21 protein-coding genes and 2 tRNA genes are annotated in these 24,071 nt (G+C 51.3%); 18 read left to right on the plus strand and 5 right to left on the minus strand.

Annotated features, from left to right (window positions below):
* Nucleotides 1–8 precede the first annotated feature (8 nt).
* The 10 genes from PAECUDRAFT_RS01780 to PAECUDRAFT_RS01825 all read left to right on the plus strand — a co-directional run bounded on the left by PAECUDRAFT_RS01780 (nt 9) and on the right by PAECUDRAFT_RS01825 (nt 15,181).
* On the plus strand, nt 9–1,154 hold the full coding sequence (locus tag PAECUDRAFT_RS01780) for a carbamoyl phosphate synthase small subunit (protein WP_006036377.1): 1,146 nt from the start codon (nt 9–11) through the stop codon (nt 1,152–1,154).
* Nucleotides 1,141–4,353: a carbamoyl-phosphate synthase large subunit gene (gene carB / locus PAECUDRAFT_RS01785; RefSeq protein ID WP_006036378.1), complete on the plus strand. Its 3,213-nt coding sequence runs from the start codon at nt 1,141–1,143 to the stop codon at nt 4,351–4,353. The genes PAECUDRAFT_RS01780 and carB overlap by 14 nt, the downstream gene beginning before the upstream one ends.
* A 128-nt stretch (nt 4,354–4,481) precedes the next feature.
* Nucleotides 4,482–5,219: an orotidine-5'-phosphate decarboxylase gene (gene pyrF, locus PAECUDRAFT_RS01790; RefSeq protein WP_006036379.1), complete on the plus strand. Its 738-nt coding sequence runs from the start codon at nt 4,482–4,484 to the stop codon at nt 5,217–5,219.
* Complete coding sequence (gene pyrE, locus PAECUDRAFT_RS01795; protein WP_006036380.1) at nt 5,216–5,863, plus strand: orotate phosphoribosyltransferase; 648 nt, start codon at nt 5,216–5,218, stop codon at nt 5,861–5,863. Before pyrF ends, pyrE begins: the two co-directional genes overlap by 4 nt.
* 208 nt (nt 5,864–6,071) lie before the next feature.
* The gene (locus PAECUDRAFT_RS01800) at nt 6,072–7,814 is read left to right on the plus strand and encodes a methyl-accepting chemotaxis protein (protein WP_006036381.1); all 1,743 of its coding nucleotides are present in this window, start codon (nt 6,072–6,074) and stop codon (nt 7,812–7,814) included.
* 186 nt (nt 7,815–8,000) lie between these two features.
* Nucleotides 8,001–8,783: an ABC transporter ATP-binding protein gene (locus PAECUDRAFT_RS01805; RefSeq protein ID WP_006036382.1), complete on the plus strand. Its 783-nt coding sequence runs from the start codon at nt 8,001–8,003 to the stop codon at nt 8,781–8,783.
* Nucleotides 8,749–9,831, plus strand: coding sequence for an efflux RND transporter periplasmic adaptor subunit (locus PAECUDRAFT_RS01810; protein ID WP_006036383.1), 1,083 nt, complete (start codon nt 8,749–8,751; stop codon nt 9,829–9,831). Before PAECUDRAFT_RS01805 ends, PAECUDRAFT_RS01810 begins: the two co-directional genes overlap by 35 nt.
* A 3-nt stretch (nt 9,832–9,834) precedes the next feature.
* Nucleotides 9,835–12,768, plus strand: a complete 2,934-nt coding sequence (locus PAECUDRAFT_RS01815) for an ABC transporter permease (RefSeq protein ID WP_006036384.1) — start codon at nt 9,835–9,837, stop codon at nt 12,766–12,768.
* A 3-nt stretch (nt 12,769–12,771) separates the two neighbouring features.
* Nucleotides 12,772–13,647, plus strand: a complete 876-nt coding sequence (locus PAECUDRAFT_RS01820; protein ID WP_006036385.1) for an ABC transporter ATP-binding protein — start codon at nt 12,772–12,774, stop codon at nt 13,645–13,647.
* Between the two features lie 7 nt (nt 13,648–13,654).
* Entirely contained in the window at nt 13,655–15,181 is a 1,527-nt protein-coding gene (locus PAECUDRAFT_RS01825; protein ID WP_006036386.1) for an ABC transporter substrate-binding protein, read from the plus strand.
* A gap of 85 nt (nt 15,182–15,266) precedes the next feature.
* Here PAECUDRAFT_RS01825 and PAECUDRAFT_RS01830 read toward each other — a convergent pair whose 3' ends face one another.
* Nucleotides 15,267–15,812 carry a 2'-5' RNA ligase family protein gene (locus PAECUDRAFT_RS01830; protein ID WP_006036387.1) on the minus strand — a complete coding sequence of 182 codons (546 nt, stop codon included), beginning with the start codon at nt 15,810–15,812 and terminating at the stop codon, nt 15,267–15,269.
* 120 nt (nt 15,813–15,932) lie between these two features.
* Between PAECUDRAFT_RS01830 and PAECUDRAFT_RS26060 the strand changes: the two genes are divergently transcribed.
* The 6 genes from PAECUDRAFT_RS26060 (at nt 15,933) to PAECUDRAFT_RS01855 (ending at nt 18,817) form a co-directional block, all read left to right on the plus strand.
* Nucleotides 15,933–16,097, plus strand: a complete 165-nt coding sequence (locus PAECUDRAFT_RS26060) for a hypothetical protein (RefSeq protein WP_006036388.1) — start codon at nt 15,933–15,935, stop codon at nt 16,095–16,097.
* Between the two features lie 102 nt (nt 16,098–16,199).
* A tRNA-Ile gene (locus PAECUDRAFT_RS01835) sits at nt 16,200–16,276 on the plus strand.
* Nucleotides 16,277–16,296: 20 nt separating this feature from the next.
* Nucleotides 16,297–16,385: transfer RNA gene (locus tag PAECUDRAFT_RS01840), tRNA-Leu, on the plus strand.
* Nucleotides 16,386–16,620: 235 nt separating this feature from the next.
* Nucleotides 16,621–17,085 carry a GNAT family N-acetyltransferase gene (locus tag PAECUDRAFT_RS01845; protein WP_006036389.1) on the plus strand — a complete coding sequence of 155 codons (465 nt, stop codon included), beginning with the start codon at nt 16,621–16,623 and terminating at the stop codon, nt 17,083–17,085.
* Nucleotides 17,086–17,256: 171 nt separating this feature from the next.
* A complete protein-coding gene (locus tag PAECUDRAFT_RS01850; RefSeq protein WP_006036390.1) occupies nt 17,257–18,075 on the plus strand; it encodes a hypothetical protein in 819 nt (272 codons plus the stop codon).
* A 115-nt stretch (nt 18,076–18,190) separates the two neighbouring features.
* The gene (locus PAECUDRAFT_RS01855) at nt 18,191–18,817 is read left to right on the plus strand and encodes a nitroreductase family protein (protein WP_006036391.1); all 627 of its coding nucleotides are present in this window, start codon (nt 18,191–18,193) and stop codon (nt 18,815–18,817) included.
* A gap of 200 nt (nt 18,818–19,017) precedes the next feature.
* Here the strand turns inward: PAECUDRAFT_RS01855 and PAECUDRAFT_RS01860 are convergent, their stop codons facing one another.
* On the minus strand, nt 19,018–19,770 hold the full coding sequence (locus PAECUDRAFT_RS01860) for a GTP pyrophosphokinase (protein WP_006036392.1): 753 nt from the start codon (nt 19,768–19,770) through the stop codon (nt 19,018–19,020).
* Between the two features lie 158 nt (nt 19,771–19,928).
* Here PAECUDRAFT_RS01860 and PAECUDRAFT_RS01865 point away from each other — a divergent pair, with 158 nt between their 5' ends.
* Together PAECUDRAFT_RS01865 and PAECUDRAFT_RS01870 are read left to right on the plus strand one after the other, a co-directional pair.
* On the plus strand, nt 19,929–20,633 hold the full coding sequence (locus PAECUDRAFT_RS01865) for a uracil-DNA glycosylase (protein ID WP_006036393.1): 705 nt from the start codon (nt 19,929–19,931) through the stop codon (nt 20,631–20,633).
* A complete protein-coding gene (locus PAECUDRAFT_RS01870; RefSeq protein WP_006036394.1) occupies nt 20,620–21,435 on the plus strand; it encodes an SPL family radical SAM protein in 816 nt (271 codons plus the stop codon). Before PAECUDRAFT_RS01865 ends, PAECUDRAFT_RS01870 begins: the two co-directional genes overlap by 14 nt.
* A 96-nt stretch (nt 21,436–21,531) precedes the next feature.
* Here PAECUDRAFT_RS01870 and PAECUDRAFT_RS01875 read toward each other — a convergent pair whose 3' ends face one another.
* From PAECUDRAFT_RS01875 to PAECUDRAFT_RS01885, 3 genes are all read right to left on the minus strand, one after another.
* Nucleotides 21,532–22,146: a LysE/ArgO family amino acid transporter gene (locus PAECUDRAFT_RS01875; protein ID WP_006036395.1), complete on the minus strand. Its 615-nt coding sequence runs from the start codon at nt 22,144–22,146 to the stop codon at nt 21,532–21,534.
* A gap of 157 nt (nt 22,147–22,303) precedes the next feature.
* The gene (locus tag PAECUDRAFT_RS01880) at nt 22,304–23,284 is read right to left on the minus strand and encodes an S-layer homology domain-containing protein (RefSeq protein WP_006036396.1); all 981 of its coding nucleotides are present in this window, start codon (nt 23,282–23,284) and stop codon (nt 22,304–22,306) included.
* Between the two features lie 88 nt (nt 23,285–23,372).
* Nucleotides 23,373–24,029: a LysE family translocator gene (locus PAECUDRAFT_RS01885; RefSeq protein WP_006036397.1), complete on the minus strand. Its 657-nt coding sequence runs from the start codon at nt 24,027–24,029 to the stop codon at nt 23,373–23,375.
* Nucleotides 24,030–24,071: the final 42 nt, after the last annotated feature.

Below are 24,071 nucleotides of genomic sequence, written 5' to 3' on the forward strand. Positions count from 1 at the left end.
TGATACGGATGCAAGCGAGATTGTTGTTGGAAGACGGAACGCTATTTACAGGACTCGCCTTCGGCGCTGAGGGCCAATCGACTGGCGAAGTCGTATTTAATACAGGGATTACAGGTTATCAAGAGGTACTCTCCGACCCATCCTACTGCGGTCAAATCGTAACGATGACCTACCCGCTCATCGGCAACTACGGCATCACGCGCGATGACTTTGAAGCAGTTCGTCCTTACATTCACGGCTTCGTCGTACGCCGTCATGAGCCGGTGCCAAGCAACTGGCGCGGCGAGTATTCGCTGGACCGTCTGTTGAAGGAATACGGCATTACAGGCATCAGCGACATCGATACGCGTATGCTGACTCGTAAGCTTCGCAACTTCGGTACGATGAAAGGCCTTCTGACGACTGGCAGCGAACGCATCGAGGAGCTGCAAGAGCGCCTTGGCGTGGCACAATTGCTGCATGATCAAGTGGCGCGCACATCGACGAAGAACATTTTCTCGGCTCCAGGCAACAAAGAGCGCGTCGTGCTGATCGACTTCGGCGCGAAAAGCGGTATCGTAAAAGAGCTGTCGAAGCGCGGCTGCGACGTCATCGTCGTTCCGCATGACACGACTGCTGACCAAATCCGTCGCCTGAACCCGGACGGCATTCAGTTGTCCAACGGCCCTGGGGATCCGAAGGATGTTCCATATGCAGTTGAGACGGTTAAACAGCTGATTGGCGAATTCCCGATTTTCGGCATCTGCCTTGGTCATCAATTGTTTGCTCTGGCAAGCGGCGCTGACACGACTCGCCTGAAATTCGGACATCGCGGCGGCAACCACCCGGTGAAGGAGCTGGCAACAAACCGCTGCTACATTACATCCCAGAACCATGGCTACACGGTACTGGAAGATTCGATCGCTGGCACGGACCTTGAAGTGACGCACATCAACAACAATGATGGCTCGATCGAAGGTCTTAAACATAAGAAACACCCAGTATTCACTGTACAATATCATCCAGAAGCTGCGCCGGGTCCTCACGATTCGAGCTACCTGTTCGACCAATTCCTGGACATGATTCGCGACCACAAGAAGAACAACCCATTGAAGCCGCTTCAAACACGGCTGCAGGAGACGTTGAAGGGAGAGCTGCAGTATGCCCAAAAATAATGAACTCAAAAAAATTCTCGTGATCGGCTCCGGTCCGATCGTTATCGGACAAGCAGCTGAATTCGACTACGCTGGCACGCAGGCTTGCCAAGCACTGATGGAAGAGGGCTTTGAAGTCGTCCTCATCAACAGCAACCCAGCAACGATCATGACGGATACGAACATGGCGCACAAAGTATACATCGAGCCAATCACGCTTGAATTCGTATCGCAAATCATTCGTCAAGAGAAGCCGGACGGCTTGCTCCCGACGCTTGGCGGCCAAACTGGCCTCAACATGGCGGTTGAGCTTGCACGCGCAGGCGTTCTCGAGCGCGAGAACGTGAAGCTGCTCGGTACGCAGCTTGATGCGATCGAGCGCGCGGAGGACCGCGACCTGTTCCGTGAGCTGATGCGCGAGCTGGAACAGCCGGTTCCAGAATCCGTAATCGTCACGACGGTTGAAGAAGCGGTTGACTTCGCCAATGAGATTGGCTATCCAATCATCGTTCGCCCAGCTTATACGCTCGGCGGCACGGGCGGCGGCATTTGCGCCAATGAAGAAGAGCTTCTGGAGACGGTTGCTTCGGGTATTCGTTACAGCCCAATCAACCAATGCTTGATCGAGAAATCGATCGCTGGCATGAAGGAAGTTGAATATGAGGTTATGCGTGATGCGAACGATAACTGTATCGTTGTCTGCAACATGGAAAACTTCGACCCGGTAGGCGTGCACACAGGCGATTCGATCGTCGTAGCGCCAAGCCAAACGCTGTCGGACCGCGAGTACCAAATGCTCCGTTCGGCATCGCTCAAAATCATTCGTGCGCTGAGCATCGAAGGCGGCTGTAACGTACAGTTCGCGCTTGATCCTCACAGCTATCAATACTACGTAATCGAAGTTAACCCGCGCGTAAGCCGCTCGTCGGCACTGGCTTCCAAAGCAACGGGCTACCCGATTGCGAAGATGGCAGCGAAAATCGCAGCAGGCTACACGCTGGACGAAATCGTAAACCCGGTTACGGGCCAAACATACGCTTGCTTCGAGCCTACGCTCGACTACATCGTATCGAAAATCCCGCGTTGGCCGTTCGATAAATTCACGTCGGCTAACCGTAAGCTCGGAACGCAAATGAAAGCGACTGGCGAAGTCATGGCGATCGGCCGTACTTTCGAAGAGTCGATTCATAAAGCGGTTCGCTCGCTTGAAATCGGCGTACACCGCCTGCACCTGAAGGAAGCTTCGTCGCTTGACGACGAGACGCTGACGGCTCGCCTGGTTAAACCGGACGACGAGCGCATGTTCTTGATCGCAGAAGCGTTCCGCCGCGGCTGGAAGCTGCTCGACATTCAAGATCTGACTAAAGTCGACTGGTGGTTCCTTGACAAAATCGAAAGCCTGATCGCATTCGAAGACCGCATTCGCAAGGAAGCGACACTGTCCCGCGAAACGCTGTACGAAGCAAAACGCAAAGGCTTCTCCGACCGTTCGATCGCAGAACTGCGTCGCGAAGGCGCTGCAAAATCGCATACGCATGAAGATGAAATTCGTGCGCTGCGCGTAGAGCAAGGCCTGAAGCCAGTATATAAAATGGTTGATACGTGTGCGGCTGAGTTCGAAGCAACGACGCCATACTACTACTCGACTTATGAAACGGAAAACGAAGTTATCGAAACGAGCAAACAAAAAGTGCTCGTGCTTGGCTCGGGCCCAATCCGGATCGGCCAAGGCATTGAGTTCGACTACTCGACCGTACACGCTGTCTGGGCAATCCAGAAAGCAGGTTATGAAGCGGTTATTATCAACAACAACCCAGAGACGGTCTCGACAGACTTCTCGACTTCTGACCGCCTGTACTTCGAACCGCTCTTCTTCGAGGATGTTATGAACGTTATCGAGCAAGAGCAGCCAATCGGCGTAATCGTGCAGTTCGGCGGCCAAACGGCAATTAACCTTGCAGCTCCACTGGCTAAAGCAGGCGTGCGCATTCTCGGCTCGAGCCTTGAGAGCATCGATGCAGCGGAAGACCGCAAGAAATTCGAAGCGATGCTTCGCAAGCTGAACATTGCACAACCGGAAGGCAGCACGGTAACGAATGTAGACGAGGCTGTAGCGGTTGCTCAAGGCCTTGGCTATCCGGTGCTGGTTCGCCCTTCGTACGTACTCGGCGGACGCGCGATGGAAATCGTATACTCTGACACGGAATTGCTTCTCTATATGAAGGAAGCAGTCAAAATCAACCCTGAGCATCCGGTTCTTATCGACCGCTACATGCTGGGCAAAGAAGCGGAAGTTGACGCGATCTGCGACGGCGAGACGGTTCTGATCCCAGGTATCATGGAGCATGTCGAGCGCGCTGGCGTTCACTCCGGCGACTCGATCGCGGTGTATCCGCCACAATCGCTGTCCGATGATATCAAGCAACAAATCATCGACATTACGATCAAGATTGCGAAGGAACTGCAAGTTATCGGTCTCGTAAACATCCAGTTCGTCATCCATGAAGAAAAAGTTTACGTCATCGAAGTTAACCCGCGCTCCTCGCGTACGGTTCCGTTCTTGAGCAAAGTAACGAACCTGCCAATGGCGAACCTGGCGACGAAAGCCATTCTCGGCACGAAGCTTGCTGAGCTGGGCTACACAGACGGCCTGTGGCCAGAAGACGAATTCGTCTCGGTCAAAGTGCCAGTGTTCTCCTTCGCGAAGCTCCGCCGCGTTGACCCTACGCTGACGCCAGAGATGAAATCGACGGGTGAAGTTATGGGCCGCGACGTGCAATACGAGAAAGCATTGTACAAAGGTCTGATCGGCGCTGGCATGAAAATCCCGACAACTGGTGCAATCGTGGTTACAGTTGCGGACAAAGATAAAGAAGATGCAGTTGATCTGATGAAAGGCTTTGCAGCGCTCGGCTACAAGCTGATTGCTACGGGCGGCACGGCAACTGCGCTTGAAGATGCTGGCTTGCGCGTCACTCGCGTGAACAAGCTGAGCGAAGGCGCGCCGAACATCCTCGATCTGATCCGTACGGGTCAAGCGAACTTCGTAGTGAACACGCTGACGAAGGGCAAAACGCCTGAGCGTGACGGATTCCGTATCCGTCGTGAAGCAGTTGAGAATGGCGCAGTCTGCTTGACTTCGCTGGATACGGTTCGCGCATTGCTCCGCATGCTCGAGACGCTCAACTTCTCCTCGCGTTCGATGCCAGTGTTCAAATAATAGCTAATAGAAGCGGCCAACGGCCGTACAGCCTTGCTTCCAGACGGAGCAGGAATGTACGGCGCGTGGCCGCCTTCCATGTCCGGGTATGGCCAGGATTAGCGAAGCAACGGAGAGGGGAATGAACGATGGGCTTAACGATGGAGCAAGCAGCAGGGCGCGTCATGGTCGCTCTTGATTATCCAAACGCCGAAGCAGCAGAGCGTTTGCTGCAGGAGCTGAACGGAATCCCTTGTTATATGAAAGTGGGGATGCAGCTGTACTTTGCAGCTGGACCAGCTTTTGTCCAAGGGCTGAAGGAACGGGGCTATCATGTGTTCCTCGATCTGAAGATGCATGACATTCCGAATACGGTCAAAGGCGGCGCCAACAGCATTACGAAGCTTGGTGTCGACATGTTCAACGTACATGCCGCTGGCGGTAAAGCGATGATGGAAGCAGCAATGGAAGGCGTAGAAGCTGCGCTTGCAGGTGCTGCCGGCGCTAAACGTCCAACCGTTATCGCCGTAACGCAGCTTACTAGCACAAGCCAGGCGGTGCTGAACGAAGAGATTGGCATCGCTGGGCCGATTGATCAGGCTGTTCTTCGTTATGCAAGACTTGCGCGCGAAGCAGGCCTTCAAGGCGTGGTGGCATCGCCACAAGAGGTGCAAGCGATCAAAGAAGCATGCGGACAATCGTTCCAAACGGTCACGCCAGGCATTCGGCCAGCAGGAGCAGATATCGGCGATCAATCTCGTATCATGACGCCTTCGCAGGCGATTCAGGCAGGAACGGATTTTATGGTAATTGGCCGGCCGATTACTGCAGCGCCAAGCCCGCGTGCCGCGCTCGAAACGATTATTGAGGAGATGATGAGTGTATGACAACGGTATCCGTCGAACAATTGCCGCGTGAAATTGCCAAAAGCTTATTAGAAATTGAAGCGGTTGCGCTTCGCCCCAACGAGCCATTCACTTGGACTTCGGGCTTGAAATCGCCGATCTATTGCGATAATCGCCTGACGATGACTTATCCTGCGATTCGCGATCTGATTGCAGAAGGCTTTGCTGCCGTGATCCGCGAGCGTTACCCGAATGCTGAGGTAATCGCGGGAACAGCGACTGCAGGCATTCCACATGCGGCTTGGGTCGCACAGAAGCTTGGGCTGCCAATGGCATACATTCGCGACAAAGCGAAAGGCCACGGCAAGCAGAATCAAATCGAAGGCCGCATTCAAGCGGGTCAAAATGTTGTCGTCATCGAGGACTTGATCTCGACGGGCGGCAGCTCGCTTAAAGCCGCTATCGCCGTTCAGGAAGCCGGAGCGACTGTGAATGCCGTGCTGGCGATTTTCTCGTACCAGTTCGCGCAAGCGACGGAAGCATTCGCGCAAGCAGGCGTGCCGCTTGAAACGTTATCCAACTATACGGCGCTCATTGACGTTGCAGCCGAGATCGGCAAAGTACAGTCCGATGACATCGCAGCATTGAAAGCATGGCGTGAAAATCCGCAAGCGTTCGGTCAATAATCAGCATTCGTACGGAAAGCCAGACTCGCGTGACGAGTCTGGCTTTTTTGTATGTATCTATATTTACATATCCGAAATCGGTTTCGGGAAGAACTTTGCAAAATTCGACACTTTTTCTTTTGTTTTTCGCTATTTTTTCTTCTTTTCTGACATATGTCCGCCGATGAACTAAGTAATCGTATCATGAAGAAAGAGGAGTTGTTGTTGTATGGCAAGAGCGTCAAGCGCAATATTTCGGATGGACTTGAAAAAGAAAATCATTGGCCTGATCGGAATTCCGCTAGCCCTCTATTTAATCACGGCATTTTATTATCCAGAGGATTTCAAGAAAGATGTTAAGCAAATAACGTCCGACATCTATGATTTAGCCTATATGACAAACAACGATGTAATGAATGCGGATCGAGATCTCTATCAGTCGCGGATGTTTTATGAGCAGCTTCAGGGGGACCGATTGAAGGGAAAAGCGCGCGAGGATGCTGTGAAAGCATTCGAGGAGAACCTGAACCAAGCGACAGAGCGCGTTCAAGCAGCGAAGCAGCTCGTTACGGCGGCTGGCCTTATCAATGTGCAAGCGACGGAAGGCGTTGTGGTCAGCGACCTGTTCAAGGCGTATGAGGGCTTAATCCCACAGTGGGCCGATCAAGCTCGCCAAGTCATTAAGGCCAAAGGCTATGGCACGGCTGCAATGGACAAAATGTTTGATCAAGGACGTGAAGGGCTTAACGCATTTAGCGACCTGGTCGATGCGTACACTAAGCAATCCATTGACGATGTGCGTGCTGAAAATGAAAAAATGACAAAAGTGAACTATAGCGTAACGGTTGTTTTGGTCGTTCTGCTCTTTATTTTGATTTTTGTATCGATCCGACAAATTAATCGAAACGTGACAATTGCAGCGAGCAAGATGTCGAGCGTCATGAACGGCGATTTGACGCCGCCATCGGAAAGCAAGTATGGGAAAGATGAGCTTGGCCATATTCTGAAGGACGCGGATGTGATGATCGAGCGATTGAAAAGCATCGTAGGCATCATTCTCGTAAATACAAAAAAGGTTGCTGCTTCCTCCGAAGAGCTCTATACGGCTTCCAAGGAAACCTCAGACTCGGCCAAGCATGTGGCGGAGCATATCCAGGACGTAACGTACGGCACGGAAGTGCAGGCGAAGAGCGCAGAAGAAACCTCGCGCGCCATTGAAGAAATGACGGCTGGCATCATGCGAATCGCCGATAACACGACCTCGATGGCGGATCATTCGGCAGAAACGACGGATATCGCGGCAGAAGGAAGGCAAGCGTTGGATCTGCTCGGCGATCAAATGCGTGAAGTGGTTAACATCATTACCGAGCTTTCGCATACGATTGAGACGTTGTCCCACCGCTCCGGCCAAATTAACCAGATTGCGGATCAAATTACGGCGTTTTCGTCGCAGACGAACATTTTGTCGCTGAACGCGTCCATTGAGGCAGCGCGAGCGGGCGAGCATGGCAAAGGCTTTGCCGTCGTTGCAGACGAGATTCGGAAGCTGGCGGCACAATCGATCGAATCGGCGGATACCATTCGCGAACTGGTTGATCAGACGCGCAATGATATTACAGGCGCTTCGCATTACATGGGCCAGACGATGCGCGAAGTGGAACGCAGCAGCGAAAGAATGGTTTCGCTTGATGAGAAGTTCAGCGGCATCGCGGGTTCGGTACGTGTTGTAGCGGAGCAGCTTCAAGAGAACGCGGCGATTGCGGAGCAGATGTCTGCTAGCGCACAGCAGGTCAGCGCATCGATGGAGCATTCCTCGGCCGCCGCTGCCGATAACCTTGGCAAAGTGCAATCCGTTGCAGCAGCAACGGAGGAGCAGATGGCGCTGATGGGCAACATGGCCGAGTCAGCGGGGCAGCTGCGCATTATCGTACAAGATTTGAATAACGTCGTTTCCAAATTTAAAGTGGAATAGCACACAAGATAACTTCCCCCTAACGGTTTCGAATGATTGGTTCGATAGCGTTGGGGGGATTTTTTGCTCATTTATAGAATCTTTAACAAAAATGCTGTCGAGAAGCGTAACTTTTCTCCACCATCAGCCGTCTATAGGTTAAATGAGAAAAATGAACGTACATAGGGGGGAGGTGTCCACACACCGATGGGGATGTGGACTGCATTCAAGCGTAAATCCAAAACGTCGGAAGAGGAAATTGCCGCAAGCAATGAGCCGACATTAGAAATTGCTCATCGATCCATTACCCCCCAATCAAGCGAGCCGCTATTAACGGTTAAGGGCGTTGAACGAACGTTTCAAGTTGGGGGGCAGCCGTTGCATGTGCTGAAAGGCATCAACATGGAGCTGCTGCCGAATCAGCTTGTAATGCTGCGGGGACGATCCGGTTCGGGCAAGACGACGTTGCTGAACATGCTGGGCGGGTTGGATCAGCCGAGCAAAGGCGAAATCTGGTTTCATAGCCTCCCGTTTCATGATCTGGGCGATAACGACCGAACGCTGACGAGGCGGAAGGAAATGGGCTTTATTTTCCAAGCGTTTGCCCTTATGCCGCTGCTCTCGGCTTGGGAGAACGTGGAGCTGTCGCTCCGAATGGCTGGCGTGCCGAAGGGGGAATGGAAGCAGCGCGTCGCGCATTGCTTACGATTAGTTGGGCTGGAGAAGCGGATGCATCATCGTCCGTTCGAGCTGTCCGGCGGCGAACAGCAGCGCGTTGCGATAGCGAAGGCGATTGCCCATAGGCCCCGATTGTTATTGGCAGACGAACCGACGGCAGAGCTGGATTCCCAGATGTCGGCGCAAATCATGGCGGTATTTCAAAATATTATCGCAACAGAACAAGTGACAATATGCATGACTACACACGATCCTACGATTTTGGAGGTTGCCGACCATGTTTACGAGATGGTGGACGGGAAATTTGTTTAAGCGATCCGCGGCTGTAGTGCTAAGCGTATCGTTATTAACAGCAGGAGGATGCGGCCTGCTGCCGAAGGAGGCGGAAGAAGAGAAGCTGCCTTCGATTACGCCGCCTACGATATCGAAGAAACCGGAATATGAAGTTACGACGACAACGCTGGAGACGAAAGTTTCGGCGATTGGCAAAATGCTTTCGCTTCAAGAAGAAACGATGTATTTTACGCTCGACGGCAAACGGTTGAAGGAGCTTTATGTGAAACCGGATGGCAAAGTAAAAGCCGGCGATGTCATCGCTGAGCTTGACGTAGATGATCTGCGAAAGGATTTGCGCAACAAGCAGCTTGATTTGCGTAAGCAAGAAGTCGCTATGAAGGAAACGCTTCGTAAGAAGGACGAGATGACGCCGGTCGAATTTGAAGCAGCCGTCATCGTATTCGAGGAATTCAAGCAAGGATTGGCTGACATTCAGACGGAGATCGATAAAGCGACACTGGTTGCGCCATTCTCGGGCAGCATCGTAGGCTTGAACGTGCAGAAGGGCGATCTGATCAAAGCATACGACCCGATCTGCATCGTGGCTGATAATGGCAAACTGACTGCGGCGGCGAAATTGGATAAGGATGAGCTTGCGCAAGTGACGGTCGGCATGCCGGTTATTGCAGATGTGAACGGCGCTGGTCAAGTGAAGGGCGTCGTGAAGCAGCTGCCTTCGCCAAGCGAAGAGAATGGCAACGGCAATGGCAACGGCGGCAATCCCGGCCAGAACGGCGAACGTCCGGAGCGTCCAGAGGATTTCTTGACCGTGCAGCTCGAGAAAATGCCGAAAGGCGCCGTCCGGGGCACGCTGCTGTCGATGGATATTATTATTAAGCGCAAGGAGAACGCCATCGTCATTCCGTTGTCTGCGCTTCGCAGCATTGGCTCTCGCAATTACGTGCAGGTCATCGAAGCCGATGGCACGAAACGGGAGGTTGATATCGAGCTCGGTCAACAGACGGCGACGGAAGCGGAGATCCTGAAAGGGTTGACCCCCGGGCAGAAAGTCGTAGGGCGATAAGCTATGGGGATCCCGTTGTTTCGATTTATTTTTCGCAAAATGTGGAATACGCGCTGGCTGACGATCAGCACGTTCGCCGGTCTAGTACTTGCCGTTGCTTTTGCGACTAGCATTCCGATGTATGCGGATGGCGCGCTGAAGCGCGTTGTCGCTCAATCGCTGCAAGAGAAGAGCGATGGCCTGCCGGCTGGCTCCCTCTTGATTCGCAATCAAGCTGCCGCTGGCGGCAAGACGGATCTGAAGGCGCTGGGCACTGTCGACGAATTCATTGACAAGGATGTGCCTAGACATATCGGATTCCCAGCGAATACGAAGGTGAAGACCTATTCGATCCGCAGCACCGAGATCGTGCCTGTCGACAGCTCTAAGGTCGATGCGAGCCGCGTACGCCAGATGTCGTTAATGACGATGGCGGGCTTGAAGGATAAGGTGGAGCTCACGCAGGGCCGATGGTTTGTGGATTCATCTACGAGCAGCGATGGCGTCATCGAGGCTGTCATGCTGGAAGAAGCGATGTACCGCAACGATATTCATATCGATGATGTATTCGAATATCCGGTTTATGGCGGTTTGGACTTGACGCTTAATGTCAAAATCGTAGGCGCCTATAAGCCGTTATCCGACACCGATCCGTATTGGTACCAAGGCATCGAAAGCTTGATGAGCGGCCTCCAAATTGGCGGCGAGACGTTCACGAAGCAGCTGATGGAGCAGCAAAGCATCCCGCTGCATACGGCAAGCTGGTACTACGCATTCGATCTGAAAGAGATCAAAACGAGCCAGCTGACGCCGCTTGGCCATACGCTTGAACGGTTGAATATTGATTTGAATCAGAAAATGAAGAACACGAAGATTGAAATCTCGTTCGCATCGACGTTAACGGAATTCCGCAAGCAGAGCTTGCAGCTGCAGACGCTGCTCTTTACGCTGGCAGCGCCGATGATCGCGATGGTCTTCTATTTCATTGCAATGAATGCGCGCCAATCGCTCGACAAGCAGCGCTCTGACATTGCTGTGCTCCGCAGTAGGGGGGCCAAGACACGTCAAATTGTATGGATTTACTTGCTTGAAGGGTTAATGCTCGGTGTAGCGGCATTGATTGCGGGGCCGCTGCTGGGCTGGTTCATGGCCAAGAGCATCGGCTCAGCGAATGGCTTCTTGGCGTTCGTGGAACGCAAGTCGATCCCGATCGGCTTCTCGACAGATGCGATGATTGCTGGCGGCGCGGCGGTTTTGTTGGCCATTTTGGCGACAGTCATTCCTGCCGTCATCTACGCACGGTCGTCCATCGTCGGCTATAAGCAGCAGCTGGCGCGATCGGATCGCCGTCCAGGCTGGCAGCGGTGGTTTTTGGATGTATTGCTGCTCGGGGTTGCTGGATATGGCTGGTATCTGTTTAATGAGCGCCAAATGATTACGTTCCAAACCGGCATGACAACCGATCAGCTGAACGTTCAGCCATTCTTGTTCTTCGTGCCAGCTATTGCGATATTTGCGCTTGGGCTGTTCTTCCTGCGCATATTCCCATGGCTGCTCAAGCTGTTTAATTGGCTGGGACGCAAGCTGCTGCCGGTACCTTTATATTTGACGCTTACGCAATTATCTCGCTCTTCCAAGGGCTACTATCCGTTAATGATTTTGCTCATTCTGACGCTCGGCCTTGGTGTTTATAATGCATCTGCCGCGCGGACGATCGACCTGAACTCCACCGAGCGGATTCTCTACAAATACGGGACGGATGTCAAAATCCAAACCGTCTGGGAGGGACGCGCCGAGCTCGTTGACAACGGCCAAGGCGGCAACGGCGGGAACGGCAACGGCGGAGGCAATCAAGGCGGCGGGAATGGAGGAGGAAACGGAGGAAATGGGGGCAACGGCGGAAACGGCGGAAACGGCGGTGGCAACCCGAATGGCGGAGGAAACAAGACGCCAACCCGTATCAACTACTCGGAGCCTCCATTCGAGGTATTTAAGGAATTAGAGGGTGTAGAAGCTGCGGCTCGCGTGCTTCAGACGAAAGGCAATGTAGTCGTTGCGACCCGGTCGATTGGCCAAGGTACGCTGATGGGCATTGATAATGTTGATTTTTCGAAGGTGGCCTGGTTTGGCGAAGGGTTATATCCCGTTCATCCTTACTACTATCTGAACAATCTCGGCTTGTTCGAGCAAGCGGCGTTAATTCCATCCTCTGTGGCGAAAAAATATCAGCTCAAGCTCGGAGACACGATTGAAGTAGGGCTGCAGGACGGCATGATTGAATTCGCTGTCGCGGGCATTTTGCCATACTGGCCAAGTCAGTATCCTGACAAATCGCCGTTCATTATCGCGAATTTGGATTATATCTATGATCAAATGCCGGTCGTTCCTTACGAGGTATGGCTCAAGATGAAGCCGGGAGCGAAGGTGGCGCCAATTATGACGGCTTTGCAGCAAAAAGGGATCGAGCTCGCATCCGTCGAAGACTCGCGCGCGGAGCTGCTCACCCAGTCGAAGCTGCCTACGCGCGGCGGCGTATTCGGTATTTTGAGCCTCGGCTTCCTCGTATCCGTCGTTGTATCTTTAACGGGCTATATTTTGTATTGGTTCTTCAATCTGTCAGGGCGGGTCGTGCAATTCGGCGTCCTGCGGGCGATGGGACTGTCGAGGCGCCAATTGACGGGCATGCTGCTGCTGGAGCAGCTGTTCACAGCGGGCCTATCGATTGGGCTTGGCATTGTAATTGGCAAGATCGCAAGCTTGCTGTTCCTGCCGTTCCTCCAGACGACAGACAATGTTGCGGGCTCTGTGCCGCCGTTCCGGGTCGTCTTCGACTCCAAGGATACGACGCAGCTGTACATTGTCGTGTCGGTGATGATGCTGATTGGCGCCTTGCTGCTGCTTACGCATATTCGCAGGCTGCGCGTCCATCAAGCGGTCAAAATGGGAGAGGAGCGGTAAGCGATGATAGAGTGCGAAGGCTTGGTCAAAATTTACAAAACCGACGATTTGGAAGTCGTCGCGCTGCAAGGCTTGAACCTGCGCGTCGAAGACGGCGAGATGATGGCGATCATCGGCAACAGCGGCAGCGGCAAGTCGACCCTCTTGAACATATTGGGGGGACTTGACCGCCCGTCAGCCGGCTCGGTATCCGTCGGGCCATGGGATTTGCTGAAAATTACGGAAGACCAGCTCGTGGAATACAAACGGGATACCGTCGGCTTCATCTGGCAGAACAATGCGCGCAACCTGCTGCCTTACTTATCGGCGCTCGAGAATGTGGAGATGCCGATGATGCTGGCGGGCAAGGCAGATCGCAACTATGCGAAGCAGCTGCTGGAGTGGGTCGGCCTGAAGGACCGAATGTACAACAAGCTGCATCAGCTCTCGGGCGGCGAACAGCAGCGCGTCGCGATTGCGATCTCGCTGTCCAATCGGCCGAAGATGCTGCTGGCGGACGAACCGACCGGCTCTGTCGATACGCGAACGGCAGACCTTATCATGGATATTTTCCGCCGGATGAATCGCGAGCTTGGCGTAACGATCGTCATCGTCACGCATGACCTTACGCTGGCAGGCAAGGTTGACCGGGTGGTCGCCATTCGAGATGGTTTAACGAGCACCGAGTTTATCAAACGCAATCCGAATCTGGATGATGGCGTAGTAGTTGGCTTGAGTGGGCTGCAAGAGGTTCATGAAGCTTATGTCGTCGTGGATCGCGTTGGGAGGCTGCAGGTGCCCAAAGAATATTTGTCGGCGCTCAACATTACAGATAAAGCTACGATTGAGTTTGATGGCGAACGCATCGTAATCATGCCGCCGAAATCATTGGAGGGGTAAATACAAAATGACAAAAAGAACATGGTTTACACGCGTTGCATCCGTATCCGTCGCATTGACACTGATTGTGCCGATGCTCGCAGCTTGCAGCGGGGGAGACAAGGATACGTCGGCGGAACGCCGCGTACTCCGAATTGGTACGCTGTATGGCGGCAAGGACAATGAGCCTTGGTTCCGCCAGCAATATACCGACACGTTCGAGTTCACGCATTCGAATATCGACCTGGAGATCGTAGGCGCGATCAACTCGGATAGCCAGCGCTACGAGCAGTATGATCCGAAGAAGAAGCAGCCAGACGTATACGAAGAGCTTAAGAAGATGCTGACGGGCCAAAATCCCGTTGACGTCGTCGTAATCGACTATACGCAGCTGAAACGTCTGATCCAAGACAACCTGCTTCAGCAGCTTGATCCGCTTATCACTAAAGATAAAATCGATTTGACGGACTATGTTCCAACCGTAATTGACGGCATCAAACAGATTGGCGACAACAACATTTATGCCCTGACGCCAACCTTCAGCAGCTCGGCCTTATTCTATAATAAGAAACTGTTCAAAGATGCTGGCGTGCCTGTCCCGACGGACAATATGCTCTGGCCTGACATTCTCGACCTTGCGCGTCGCGTATCCAAAGGCGAAGGAAAAGACCGCAAATACGGCTTTACGTTCAATCGCTGGCCGGGAAGCAACGGCATCTGGGACGTTCAAAACTATGCAAGCGCACTTCAGTTGAAAATGTGGGATGACAAGGGCGAGAAAATGCTCGTCAACAAGCCAGGCTGGGAGAAAGCTTGGACGACGGTTGCCGGCTTGTACAAGGACGACATCATTCCGGATCAAGACGATGTGAACAAGGTCAATGAGAGCAAGAAGCCAGCGGCTTCGGATTCGTACAATCCGATGGATGGCGACTGGTTCATGAATGGCAAAGTGGCAATGACGATTTCCGATTTCAGCTTTGTTAACGAGCTGAACGGCGCCAAAGAAAATGCTTCGAAAATTAAAGGCTTCACGCCAGTCGACTGGGACGTAGTAACAGTGCCGCAGCATCAAGAGCAAATGGGCGTTGGCGGCAATATCGGGCTTAACCAACTGATGGGCATTAACGCAAATGCACAAAATGCGGACGATGCATGGGAGTTTATTAAATTCTCGAACAGCCGCGAATGGGCGAAGCTCAAGTCGCGCAGCCAGTACGAGCTGACTTCGCGCAAAGAGTTCCTCAAGGTACCGGACGGCTCCACGCCATTCAACATCAGCGCGTTCTACACGCTGAAGCCTGTGCCTCCGACTTCGACTGACATGGATTCGCTCTATCGCGATAAGCCAGGCATCTGGGAAGCGCAAAACCCTGGCAACGACCTGTTTAATGAAGTGGTCAAGGGCACGAAGACAACGAAAGAGGCGCTCGCCGAGTGGGAAACCAAAGGCAACGCGGTTCTGGAGAAGCTCAAGACGAACCCGACCGGCCAAGCCGAAGGCGGCAGCACGGTTGAAGTGAAGCCAATGGTGAAAGAAGCAGCAAAGGGTTAACTTCTAGTTGCAGCAAATCAAAGCCTCTTGCAATGCACCGTTATCGCGGTGCATTGCAGGAGGCTTTTTTCAATGGTGGAGATACTTAATCATCCTCGTTCGTAGCTGCAGGCTGCCCGCCGAGAAGGGGGAAGGATTCATATAACGTCCAGATTCCGTGATCGGTGCGCTGCAGGAGATGAATTGCCCTGATTTCCATAGGAAAATCAAGGGTGTGCATGCGTAATCCGCCATAGGCGTCGTGAAGCTCGTCAGGCGTCATATTTTGCCCAAGCGTAATGTGCGGGGTAAACGTGTAAGGCGTTGGGCTTGGCAGCGCTAGAGGCCCTGTACAGACGGCGTGACGTAACGCGATCACCGGCTCTGGCTTTTCGAGTGCAAGATAGATGACATTGGACGCCGGGAAAAACGTCGACACCCGATTGATGCGTACCGTTACAGGCGCAAGCTGAGACGTACATTGGCCGAGATGGGCGCGTACAGCCGTCAGCTGCTCGGTGTTCCAGCTCTCGCTTTCGCGAATCGTCATATGCGGCGAGATGTGCTCGTATTTCGGATCCAGCCTTTTACGCCAGCTGTTCGCAAACTGCTGGATAACCTTCGAAGGAAAGAGCGCAAGTCCGTATTCCATCGTAACACCTCCACCTTACAAATTACTCCTTATCTTATTGTATGCGCACTGCTTGTTTTCGCTGATTATGGGTACATTAAAAACAATCTCACATGAGATCAAACATTCGGAGGGATTGCAATGAAATGGATTTATTGGGGGCGGCTTTACGAATCGAAGTTTCAAGCAGGCTGCTTGGTGCGACGCATGGAGAACGATTGGTGGATCTATGGTTATGAGAGCCCGACAGAGGTTGAAGTGTTCCGTTCGCGCAAAGGAAGATACGGCGTCCGCTATTTGCCATAACCGGAAAAAACAAATTCTAAAAAAATGATTGACTTACAAATATAAAATATAGTATATTATTATTTGTCTCGGTCGAGCAATTGCGGAAACGCGATGTGAGAGGGGCCCTTAGCTCAGTTGGTTAGAGCGGTCGGCTCATAACCGATTGGTCGGGGGTTCGAGTCCCTCAGGGCCCACCAGATTTTCTTTTGTTAAACGTGCCGGGGTGGCGGAATTGGCAGACGCACAGGACTTAAAATCCTGCGATGGGTGACCATCGTACGGGTTCGACCCCCGTCCTCGGCACCACTTTTTTTTTATTGAGTATATAAGCAATCGGAAAATAGATTTGATTGTATGGGCGACTTCCTAAACTGGAGGTCGTCTTTTTCGTTGTTCCCGCCCTCTGAACGAAGCTGAGAGATACGACATACAGAATACGAACTTGTGTAGGAGTGGGGTTAACAAGGATAATGGTTTATTGATATAGTAGCTTGAAGCGATTGCGTCTCGTGCTTATATAATGAAAGGAGAGGGTTAGGTTATGGCTTTGTATCATATAAAGAAATTAAATCTCGAAGAATATTATAAATGCAATAACATATGGGATATGGGCAAGCAACCGAAAATGGTGAAGATGTTTTATGATGAATTAGTAACCGGGAATAGAATTACCTTTATTTGTTTAGGAGATAATGAAGAGTTTATTGGTGAAGGTTCATTGGTTTTTAGAAACGATGATCCCGATTATACGATTCCAGATAAGCGAATTTATCTATCTCGTATGATTGTAAAAGAAGAATATCGCAATCGTGGAATAGGTAGCAGTATTCTTGATTTTTTGATTGACTATGCTGAACAACTTGGATATGAGGAAATAGCGCTTGGTGTAGATACAGGTAATTTAAATGCAAGGTATCTCTATGAAAAGAAGGGATTTACAACTGTATTGTTTATCGGAGAAGATGAATATGGTGAATATACAAAACTCCTAAAAAAATTAAGATAGTGTGGGGGATATTGTTGTGGAATCGCTTAGTACGGTATTTGGAATTCTGTATTTAATTTTGTTCATCGCATTTATTATTGGGCTATTTCGCCCTTCGCTCGTTATTCGGTGGGGAAAGCCTGAAACCAGAACTCGTAAAGGGCGGCTTTATATTACTTCCCAACGTTTATCTTGTTCTTTATTCTCTGTGGTGTAGCAAATCCCGGACCAACTCCTGAAGAGAAAGCAGCAATTGCCCAAAAAGCGGCAGCTAAAGCCGAGGCCAAGGCCGAATCAGAGGAAGCTAAACTCGCTAAGAATAAGGCGGAGGAGGCTGCTGATCAGGAAGCAGAGCGTAAGAAGCAAGAGCGGGAGCAGATAGCTGTGAAAGAAGCGGCAGCCAGGGAACAGAAAGATGAGCAGAATGCGGAGGGGCAGCAGAAAGCACAAACACCAGAACAATGGACGGTAGATAACGTAGTTGAGCATTTGAACAAGCTGGATGCATTAAATGGAAAAGGGAAGTTTACGGACCAATACGATTTCCCTTCACAAATTGTTAAGCATGACAAAAGTGCTCATGGAAAGACAAATCTAAGAGACGCCTATGTGGTGCAGCTCTCTATCGTTGATTCTAGTGATGGTTCAATCACTAACGACGAGACGATTAAGGACATGGCTTTTCATATTGTGCAAGAACTACATAACCATCAAAAGAATATAGCTTTCAATATAAGCTTAGTTGAGCTTCATTTTCCGAACACAGACAATGAATATGGTGCTGGAGGAGTCAATTTTATTGTCGGCATGAATGTGGTGCAAGAGTATTTTAAGAAACCACGAACGAGTATGGTAAGTGTAGATAAAGCTACGGGTGAAACGGTAGAGCTTCAGTTTGATGCAGCAAGTTTTTATGAATGGATCGAGGTTCACTTCACAATGCCGGAGGATGAGCGTGTGCTAGCTGAGGATACGGCATGGACGCTAATAAGTGATAAGGCCAAGCCTTAATCGCATTGCTCTAGAGCGAATATGCTTTCGTATCGTGTGTTTATATATTATAATTACCTCAGAGTTATACATAAATTAAGTAAATTATTTTTTTATAGTGTGAGGAGATGTTTAAATGAGTGAGTTTGTATCGATTGTTAAGGATAGAAGATCGGCTAACCGTTTTGTTGAAGGGGTGAAAATACCTCGGGATCAACTGGACGAAATATTGAATTTAACGAAGTATGCGCCATCCGCTTATAACTTGCAGCATACGCATTATTATGTCGTGACGGATCGTGAGCTGATTGAGAAGATTTACGAAGCAGCCTATAAGCAATATAAAGTGAAAACCGCTTCAGCTGTTATTTTCGTTTTTGGCGATACGAAGGCACATTTACAAGCGGCAAGTCTCAATGAAGGTATGAAAACATTAGGCATTATAAGTGAAGAAGAGTACGATCGGACAGTGAATAATACGATTCAATTTTATGAAAGCCGCGGAGAAGCTTTCCAACGCGAAGATGCATTACGAAATGCAGGTCTATCGGCTATGCAGTTTATGTTGATCGCAAAGGAAAAGGGTTGGGATACTTGTCCAATGCATAGTATCGATGAGAGCATACTAAGGGGTTTATTGGATGTGCCTGAACAGTTCGTTCCCGTCATGATGATTACGATTGGCAAATCGGCAACCGAAAGCTTCCGCCCTCGGGGTTATCGTAAGCCTGTTAATGAATTTGTACGGTATTTTGGAGAATAATCGTACGGTTTACAGGGGTTGAATTTCAAAAAGCGTAAATAAACTCCTTTTCATCACTTGCCACAACGAAGTGATTAAAAGGAGTTTTTTTGCATACCCAGGTGATGTGGCCTTCGGACAAGAAAAATGACACTCAAACTCGTTCCGTTTGAGCGCCATATTTTGTCGACCCTATAATGTGTTTCCGTTACACCGAAACTTTACTTCTCATTCAACTTATTCTCACCCATCAAGCTGAGCAGCGCTGAGGGGATCGAAAACTGCTGATTACTGATCATCAGCTTCAGCTGCTCTTCTTCCTCGGCCGCGTTCGCTTCCTTGATCTCGGAGATTTCGCGGTGGAGGCGTTCCATCTGTTGGTCCAGTGCGGTAGCGGAGTTGGCAGCGGCTTTGAGCTCCTGAAGAAGATGAAGCGGGACGGCTTCGTTATATTTGTAGAAAATTTTGTGCTCGAGGCTTGCCCAGAAGTCCATGGCGATCGTACGAATTTGCACCTCTACACACACATGCTCAAGTCCGTCGGACATGTAGATCGGTACTTCAATCAATAAGTGCAGGCTTTGGTAGCCGTTAGGCTTAGGGTTCTTTATGTAATCTTTTACCTCAAGAATTTTGAGATCGTGCTGGTGATGCAGCATGTCGTTGATGCGATAAATATCGGAGATAAACGAGCAGGTAATGCGCAGGCCGGCGATGTCCTTAATGTTATTCCGAATGTTTTCGAGCGACAGGTCGCAGCCTTTGCGGATTAGCTTGTTCATCATGCTTTCAGGCGATTTCAAGCGGGATTTCGTATGCTCGATCGGGTTGTATTCGTGAAGCAGATGAAATTCTTCTTTCAGAATTTCAATCTTCGTTTCCATCTCGTCGAGCGCAAATTTGTACACCATTAAGAAGCGAGTAATTTTATTTTTAAACGTTTTAAAATGATCCATCGGATATTGCGCGTTCATCTCTCTATCTCCCTCCGTCTCCCGTGATGCGCAGCGATAAGCGGCATCACTTCATGAGCATATTACAAGTGATGGTCGTAAAGCAAATCTGCTGCCTCTCGTTGTCACCTTAGAACGTGTCCGGTATACTGAACGGTAATAGAAGATGAGGTGAGAGGATGAGCAAGTTACAGCAGCAAGATTGGTTGGAGAAGCTTGGAGATGAGCTGCTGCAGCCCTACTATGAGCAGCTTCAGCAACGATTAGATGAGCAGTACATGACGGAGACGGTATTCCCGCCGCGCGAGCATGTGTTTAATGCGCTGGAGTATACCTCTTACGCGCAGACTCGCGTTGTCATTCTCGGACAGGACCCTTACCATGGCGAGGGGCAGGCGAACGGCCTGAGCTTCTCCGTGCGCCCTGACGTGAGGATCCCGCCGTCACTGCGAAATATTTATAAAGAGCTGCACGAGGATATCGGCTGTCCGATTCCGGATCATGGATCGCTGGAGTCGTGGGCGAGACAGGGCGTCCTTCTGCTCAATAGTGTATTAACCGTCCGAGAGGGGCAGCCAAACGCGCATAAGGGTCTCGGATGGGAGAGATTTACGGATCGCGTCATTGCAGCGTTGAACGAACGGGAGACGCCGGTTGTTTTCGTGTTGTGGGGCGCACACGCGCAGGAGAAAGCGAAGTCGATTCAAGTGGAAAAGCACGGCATCATCGCTTCTGTGCATCCGAGCCCGCTTGCTGCGCGCAAAGGCTTTTTCGGCAGTCGGCCGTTCAGCCGAGCGAATGAGCTGCTGGAGAGCTGGGGGCTAGCGCCTATCGATTGGCGAATACCGATGAAAGCGGATTTGTCGGAAAATGAGCGAGCCTAAACGTCCGAGCGTGCGTTGGCTAAACCCGGCATCGGGTTTTCTGAATGGCTACAGCCACACGGTGAACCCGTATGTCGGCTGCACCTTCGGCTGCTCGTACTGTTACGTACGGCGAATGCCGATCGGGCTGTTTCATTCTGAGCCATGGGGCGAATGGGTAAAGGCGAAGCCGCTCGATGAGGACAAATTCAGGCGAGAGTGGCGGCGTGAAGCGAGCAAAGGGCCGCTGCGCTTGTTTATGGCTTCAGTGACGGATCCGTATCAGCCGATGGAGCATGAACAGCGGCTCACTCGCCGGCTGCTTGAGCTAATGGCGGAGCAGCCGCCGCACTATTTGCTTCTGCAAACGCGAAGTCCGCTTGTGATGCGAGACATTGACATTCTGCGCGAGTTAGGGAGTGCAGTTCGTGTGAGTATGACGGTGGAGACGGATTTGGAGCCTGTACGGAAGCTGTTCGCACCGCATTCCCCGCCGCTTGCAGCCCGCATGCGAGCGCTTCGCGAGCTGACAGCTGCGGGAGTTGCTGTGCAAGCAGCGGTGTCGCCGCTTTTGCCGGCTTCGCCGGATTTTGCAGAGAAGCTGGGCGAGCTAGCGCCCCGTATCGTCGTTGACGATTTTTTTCGAGGGGACGGGAGCGGGGGCAAGCGAACTTCGCAGCTCAAAATCCGCCAGCTCTATGAGCAAGCGGGATTACAGGAGCGTTATACGGCTGAATATGCCGACCAGTTTGTGCTGGCCTTGCAAGAGAAGCTGCCCAGGCACGAGATCCGGTTTAGCCAGGAAGGGTTTGGGCCGGATTGATGAATGCGAGGCAACGGCCCAGAAACAAGGGAGAAGGAGCATGCCAACAAGGCGTGCTTTTTTTTATGACAGGTTGTTATTTAGGGAGAAAGACATTCAATTGTTCAATAGGTTCTGTGCAATATATAAGGCAGAGCCCCACAGCAAGAAGGCAGATCCTTTATTGGCATATCGCGCCCAGCGCGCAGTCCCTCCGAGTCTAGCGAGCATGCGGCCGATAAATAGCAGCCCTATAAACCAGCTCCAGGATACAGCAATACATGCGATAAGGAACATCCATTTTGCCCCGCCCTCGTAATGCAGTGACGCGGTGCCGATTACCAGCAAAGTATCCATGATGGCGTGGGGATTGAGCAACGAGATGGAGATTGTAAAACCAATTTGCTTTTTGACGCTGAAGTCGCTTGTTGAGCTTGCACTCGCGGTCGATGACTGACGCCATGTCTTGATGCCCATGTAACCCAAGAAAACAATCCCGATGATGCTCATAATCGTTTTCAGTTGAGGGATGGCATTGAAGGTAGCGTTTACGCCCGCCACGGAAAGAAGAATGAGGAAGGTGTCGCATAGCGAAGCGGTGATTGCGGTGGGCAAGCCCTTGGAAACCGAGGGCTGCAGCATGCCGTTGCTCAATACGTACAAATTTTGAACGCCAAGCGGAAGGATGAGACCGAGCGCTAGGGTGAATCCGGCTAGCAAAGCAAGTGTCATGATGGCCCCCTTTAGTTTTTATAGAAAGTTGAAAAAGATATATTACGCTCCAGTATAATCGTCGCTAAGCAGGCACTCAATGAAAGATTGAAACAAAATCAAATTCCGGAACAAAAAAAAGAGAAGGAGCCGTAACGGCGATCCTTCTCTTTTTGCACTAGCTGGCCTTACCTGCAGCGGAGCCTGAATTGCCATCCGAGCTTACCGCGTTATCGCCATCATCCTGTACCTGAAGCTTGGGCTTATAGTCTGAGGATACATATGTTTTGATCGAAACGGTCGTAATGACCTGCGCATAGACGCGATCAGGGTCCGGCGGGATCGCTGCAATCGAAATGATGGCTTGATCGCCCTCGAACGTAATCGATTGAACGCGAATGCCATAGCCGGGATTGGGCACGTCGGCTGTGATCGTTACTTCGTTAACGGCTTTCGTAACCGGCGTTACGGTTAGCTTGGCATCATAGATGGAAGCAGGCCCGTTGTCCACTCCACCTGTCGTTGGCTGCGAATGCTCTTTGACGAATGCGATGCCATCATGCAGCCAAGCTGCGGCTTCGCCGCGTTTGATCTGCTTGGTCGGATAAAATTTTTGGTTGTTATCTAATGCGACAATATGCGTATTCAGCAGCTTTTGAATGCTGTCCATGTAAGCAGGAGTGACGTCCTTCTCGTCCTTGATCATCGTATAGATATCGGTAAATGCGAAATCATGGCCATGCGTGATCGCTTTAAACAAAGGATGAGCGAATTGCTCTCTCGTCATGGCGGCGTTCGGATCGACATCCTGCGGAATATCAAGCCCTGTGTACTCAGCAATGATGAAAGCGGAGGAATACCATTGGTCGTCCTTCACGTTAGGGAAGTGATCGCTGGCTTTAGGCGCTTTGATAAAGCGGATGTTGTCGATGTTCAGCCCGAAGCCTTTGACGAGCAGGGAGACGCCTTCTGCATAGGTCAGATTGCCGTTTGGACGGTACTTGCCGCTGTGCCCGGAGAGTATGCCTTGCTCCTCTAGGGAATTGATTTTCGCCTCGTTCGGATCGCCCTTGGTATCGGAGAAGGCGTACACGGATTGCCCGATCAACAGCAAGCCAGCCAACAGCACCAAGGTAAGGAGGGACATTTTTCTGTTCATTAGTTCATCATCCTTTCTGGAATAGGTATGTACTGTCCTAGACGGCGTAATTGCGATAATGTTGCAGCTAGAGTGTATAAAAAGTTGATTAACCTAGCAGTTCGTGAAGAGCGTTCGTGATAATATGCCATGCAAAATAGAGCAGCAATACCGCAGCGCCTCCCGAAATGATGCGAACGAAGGTTTGTCCGAACGCGGCGCCAGACCACGCGCTTAACGCTGCGATCGTTGCCGACCAGGCTAGTCCCGCACAGAAAAATCCGGCTATGAACCATTCCAGTCCATAACCGAATGTGTATTTCATTCCTCCGGCAATCGGTCCGGCGATGAGCGCGAACCACATGATGGAGGTGGGGGAGGAGAGGGCGAGCAGAAGGCCCGTCAGCCAGTGCTGTTTCAGGCTTTTAGCTGCTGTGCGGGATTGAGCTTGCTGTCCAGTCGACGAGGTCGGCTTTGGCCGAAAGGCGTCCCGTGCCATTTGAATAGCTAACCATATTAAATAGATTGTGCCCACGGTCCAAAGCGGCCATCGGATGAATGGATACTCGAATAAGAAGCCGATGCCGAGCAGCGCTAACGTCAGATAAAGCAAGTCGCCGAAGCAGGAGCCGAATCCGACCATGAACGACCTGCGGAAGCCTTGCTCGACACCAACCTTAATGATCGCGACATTCACGATGCCAAGGTCAAAGCATAAGGATAACGAGAACAAAAATCCTTGTCCGAAAGGGATGAAGCTAGCCATGTCAATTGCTCCTTAGATGATGAATGCAGCGATGTAAGCTGT

The sequence above is a fragment of the Paenibacillus curdlanolyticus YK9 genome (assembly GCF_000179615.1).
Classification (GTDB): Bacteria; Bacillota; Bacilli; order Paenibacillales; family Paenibacillaceae; genus Paenibacillus_T; species Paenibacillus_T curdlanolyticus.

Coding starts and splice junctions, on each gene's coding strand:
- PAECUDRAFT_RS01780 (WP_006036377.1), top strand. CDS start 9: ATGCAAGCGAGATTGTTGTTGGAAGACGGAACGCTATTTACAGGACTC.
- carB (WP_006036378.1), top strand. CDS start 1,141: ATGCCCAAAAATAATGAACTCAAAAAAATTCTCGTGATCGGCTCCGGT.
- pyrF (WP_006036379.1), top strand. CDS start 4,482: ATGGGCTTAACGATGGAGCAAGCAGCAGGGCGCGTCATGGTCGCTCTT.
- pyrE (WP_006036380.1), top strand. CDS start 5,216: ATGACAACGGTATCCGTCGAACAATTGCCGCGTGAAATTGCCAAAAGC.
- PAECUDRAFT_RS01800 (WP_006036381.1), top strand. CDS start 6,072: ATGGCAAGAGCGTCAAGCGCAATATTTCGGATGGACTTGAAAAAGAAA.
- PAECUDRAFT_RS01805 (WP_006036382.1), top strand. CDS start 8,001: ATGGGGATGTGGACTGCATTCAAGCGTAAATCCAAAACGTCGGAAGAG.
- PAECUDRAFT_RS01810 (WP_006036383.1), top strand. CDS start 8,749: ATGTTTACGAGATGGTGGACGGGAAATTTGTTTAAGCGATCCGCGGCT.
- PAECUDRAFT_RS01815 (WP_006036384.1), top strand. CDS start 9,835: ATGGGGATCCCGTTGTTTCGATTTATTTTTCGCAAAATGTGGAATACG.
- PAECUDRAFT_RS01820 (WP_006036385.1), top strand. CDS start 12,772: ATGATAGAGTGCGAAGGCTTGGTCAAAATTTACAAAACCGACGATTTG.
- PAECUDRAFT_RS01825 (WP_006036386.1), top strand. CDS start 13,655: ATGACAAAAAGAACATGGTTTACACGCGTTGCATCCGTATCCGTCGCA.
- PAECUDRAFT_RS01830 (WP_006036387.1), bottom strand. CDS start 15,812: ATGGAATACGGACTTGCGCTCTTTCCTTCGAAGGTTATCCAGCAGTTT.
- PAECUDRAFT_RS26060 (WP_006036388.1), top strand. CDS start 15,933: ATGAAATGGATTTATTGGGGGCGGCTTTACGAATCGAAGTTTCAAGCA.
- PAECUDRAFT_RS01845 (WP_006036389.1), top strand. CDS start 16,621: ATGGCTTTGTATCATATAAAGAAATTAAATCTCGAAGAATATTATAAA.
- PAECUDRAFT_RS01855 (WP_006036391.1), top strand. CDS start 18,191: ATGAGTGAGTTTGTATCGATTGTTAAGGATAGAAGATCGGCTAACCGT.
- PAECUDRAFT_RS01860 (WP_006036392.1), bottom strand. CDS start 19,770: ATGAACGCGCAATATCCGATGGATCATTTTAAAACGTTTAAAAATAAA.
- PAECUDRAFT_RS01865 (WP_006036393.1), top strand. CDS start 19,929: ATGAGCAAGTTACAGCAGCAAGATTGGTTGGAGAAGCTTGGAGATGAG.
- PAECUDRAFT_RS01870 (WP_006036394.1), top strand. CDS start 20,620: ATGAGCGAGCCTAAACGTCCGAGCGTGCGTTGGCTAAACCCGGCATCG.
- PAECUDRAFT_RS01875 (WP_006036395.1), bottom strand. CDS start 22,146: ATGACACTTGCTTTGCTAGCCGGATTCACCCTAGCGCTCGGTCTCATC.
- PAECUDRAFT_RS01880 (WP_006036396.1), bottom strand. CDS start 23,284: ATGAACAGAAAAATGTCCCTCCTTACCTTGGTGCTGTTGGCTGGCTTG.
- PAECUDRAFT_RS01885 (WP_006036397.1), bottom strand. CDS start 24,029: ATGGCTAGCTTCATCCCTTTCGGACAAGGATTTTTGTTCTCGTTATCC.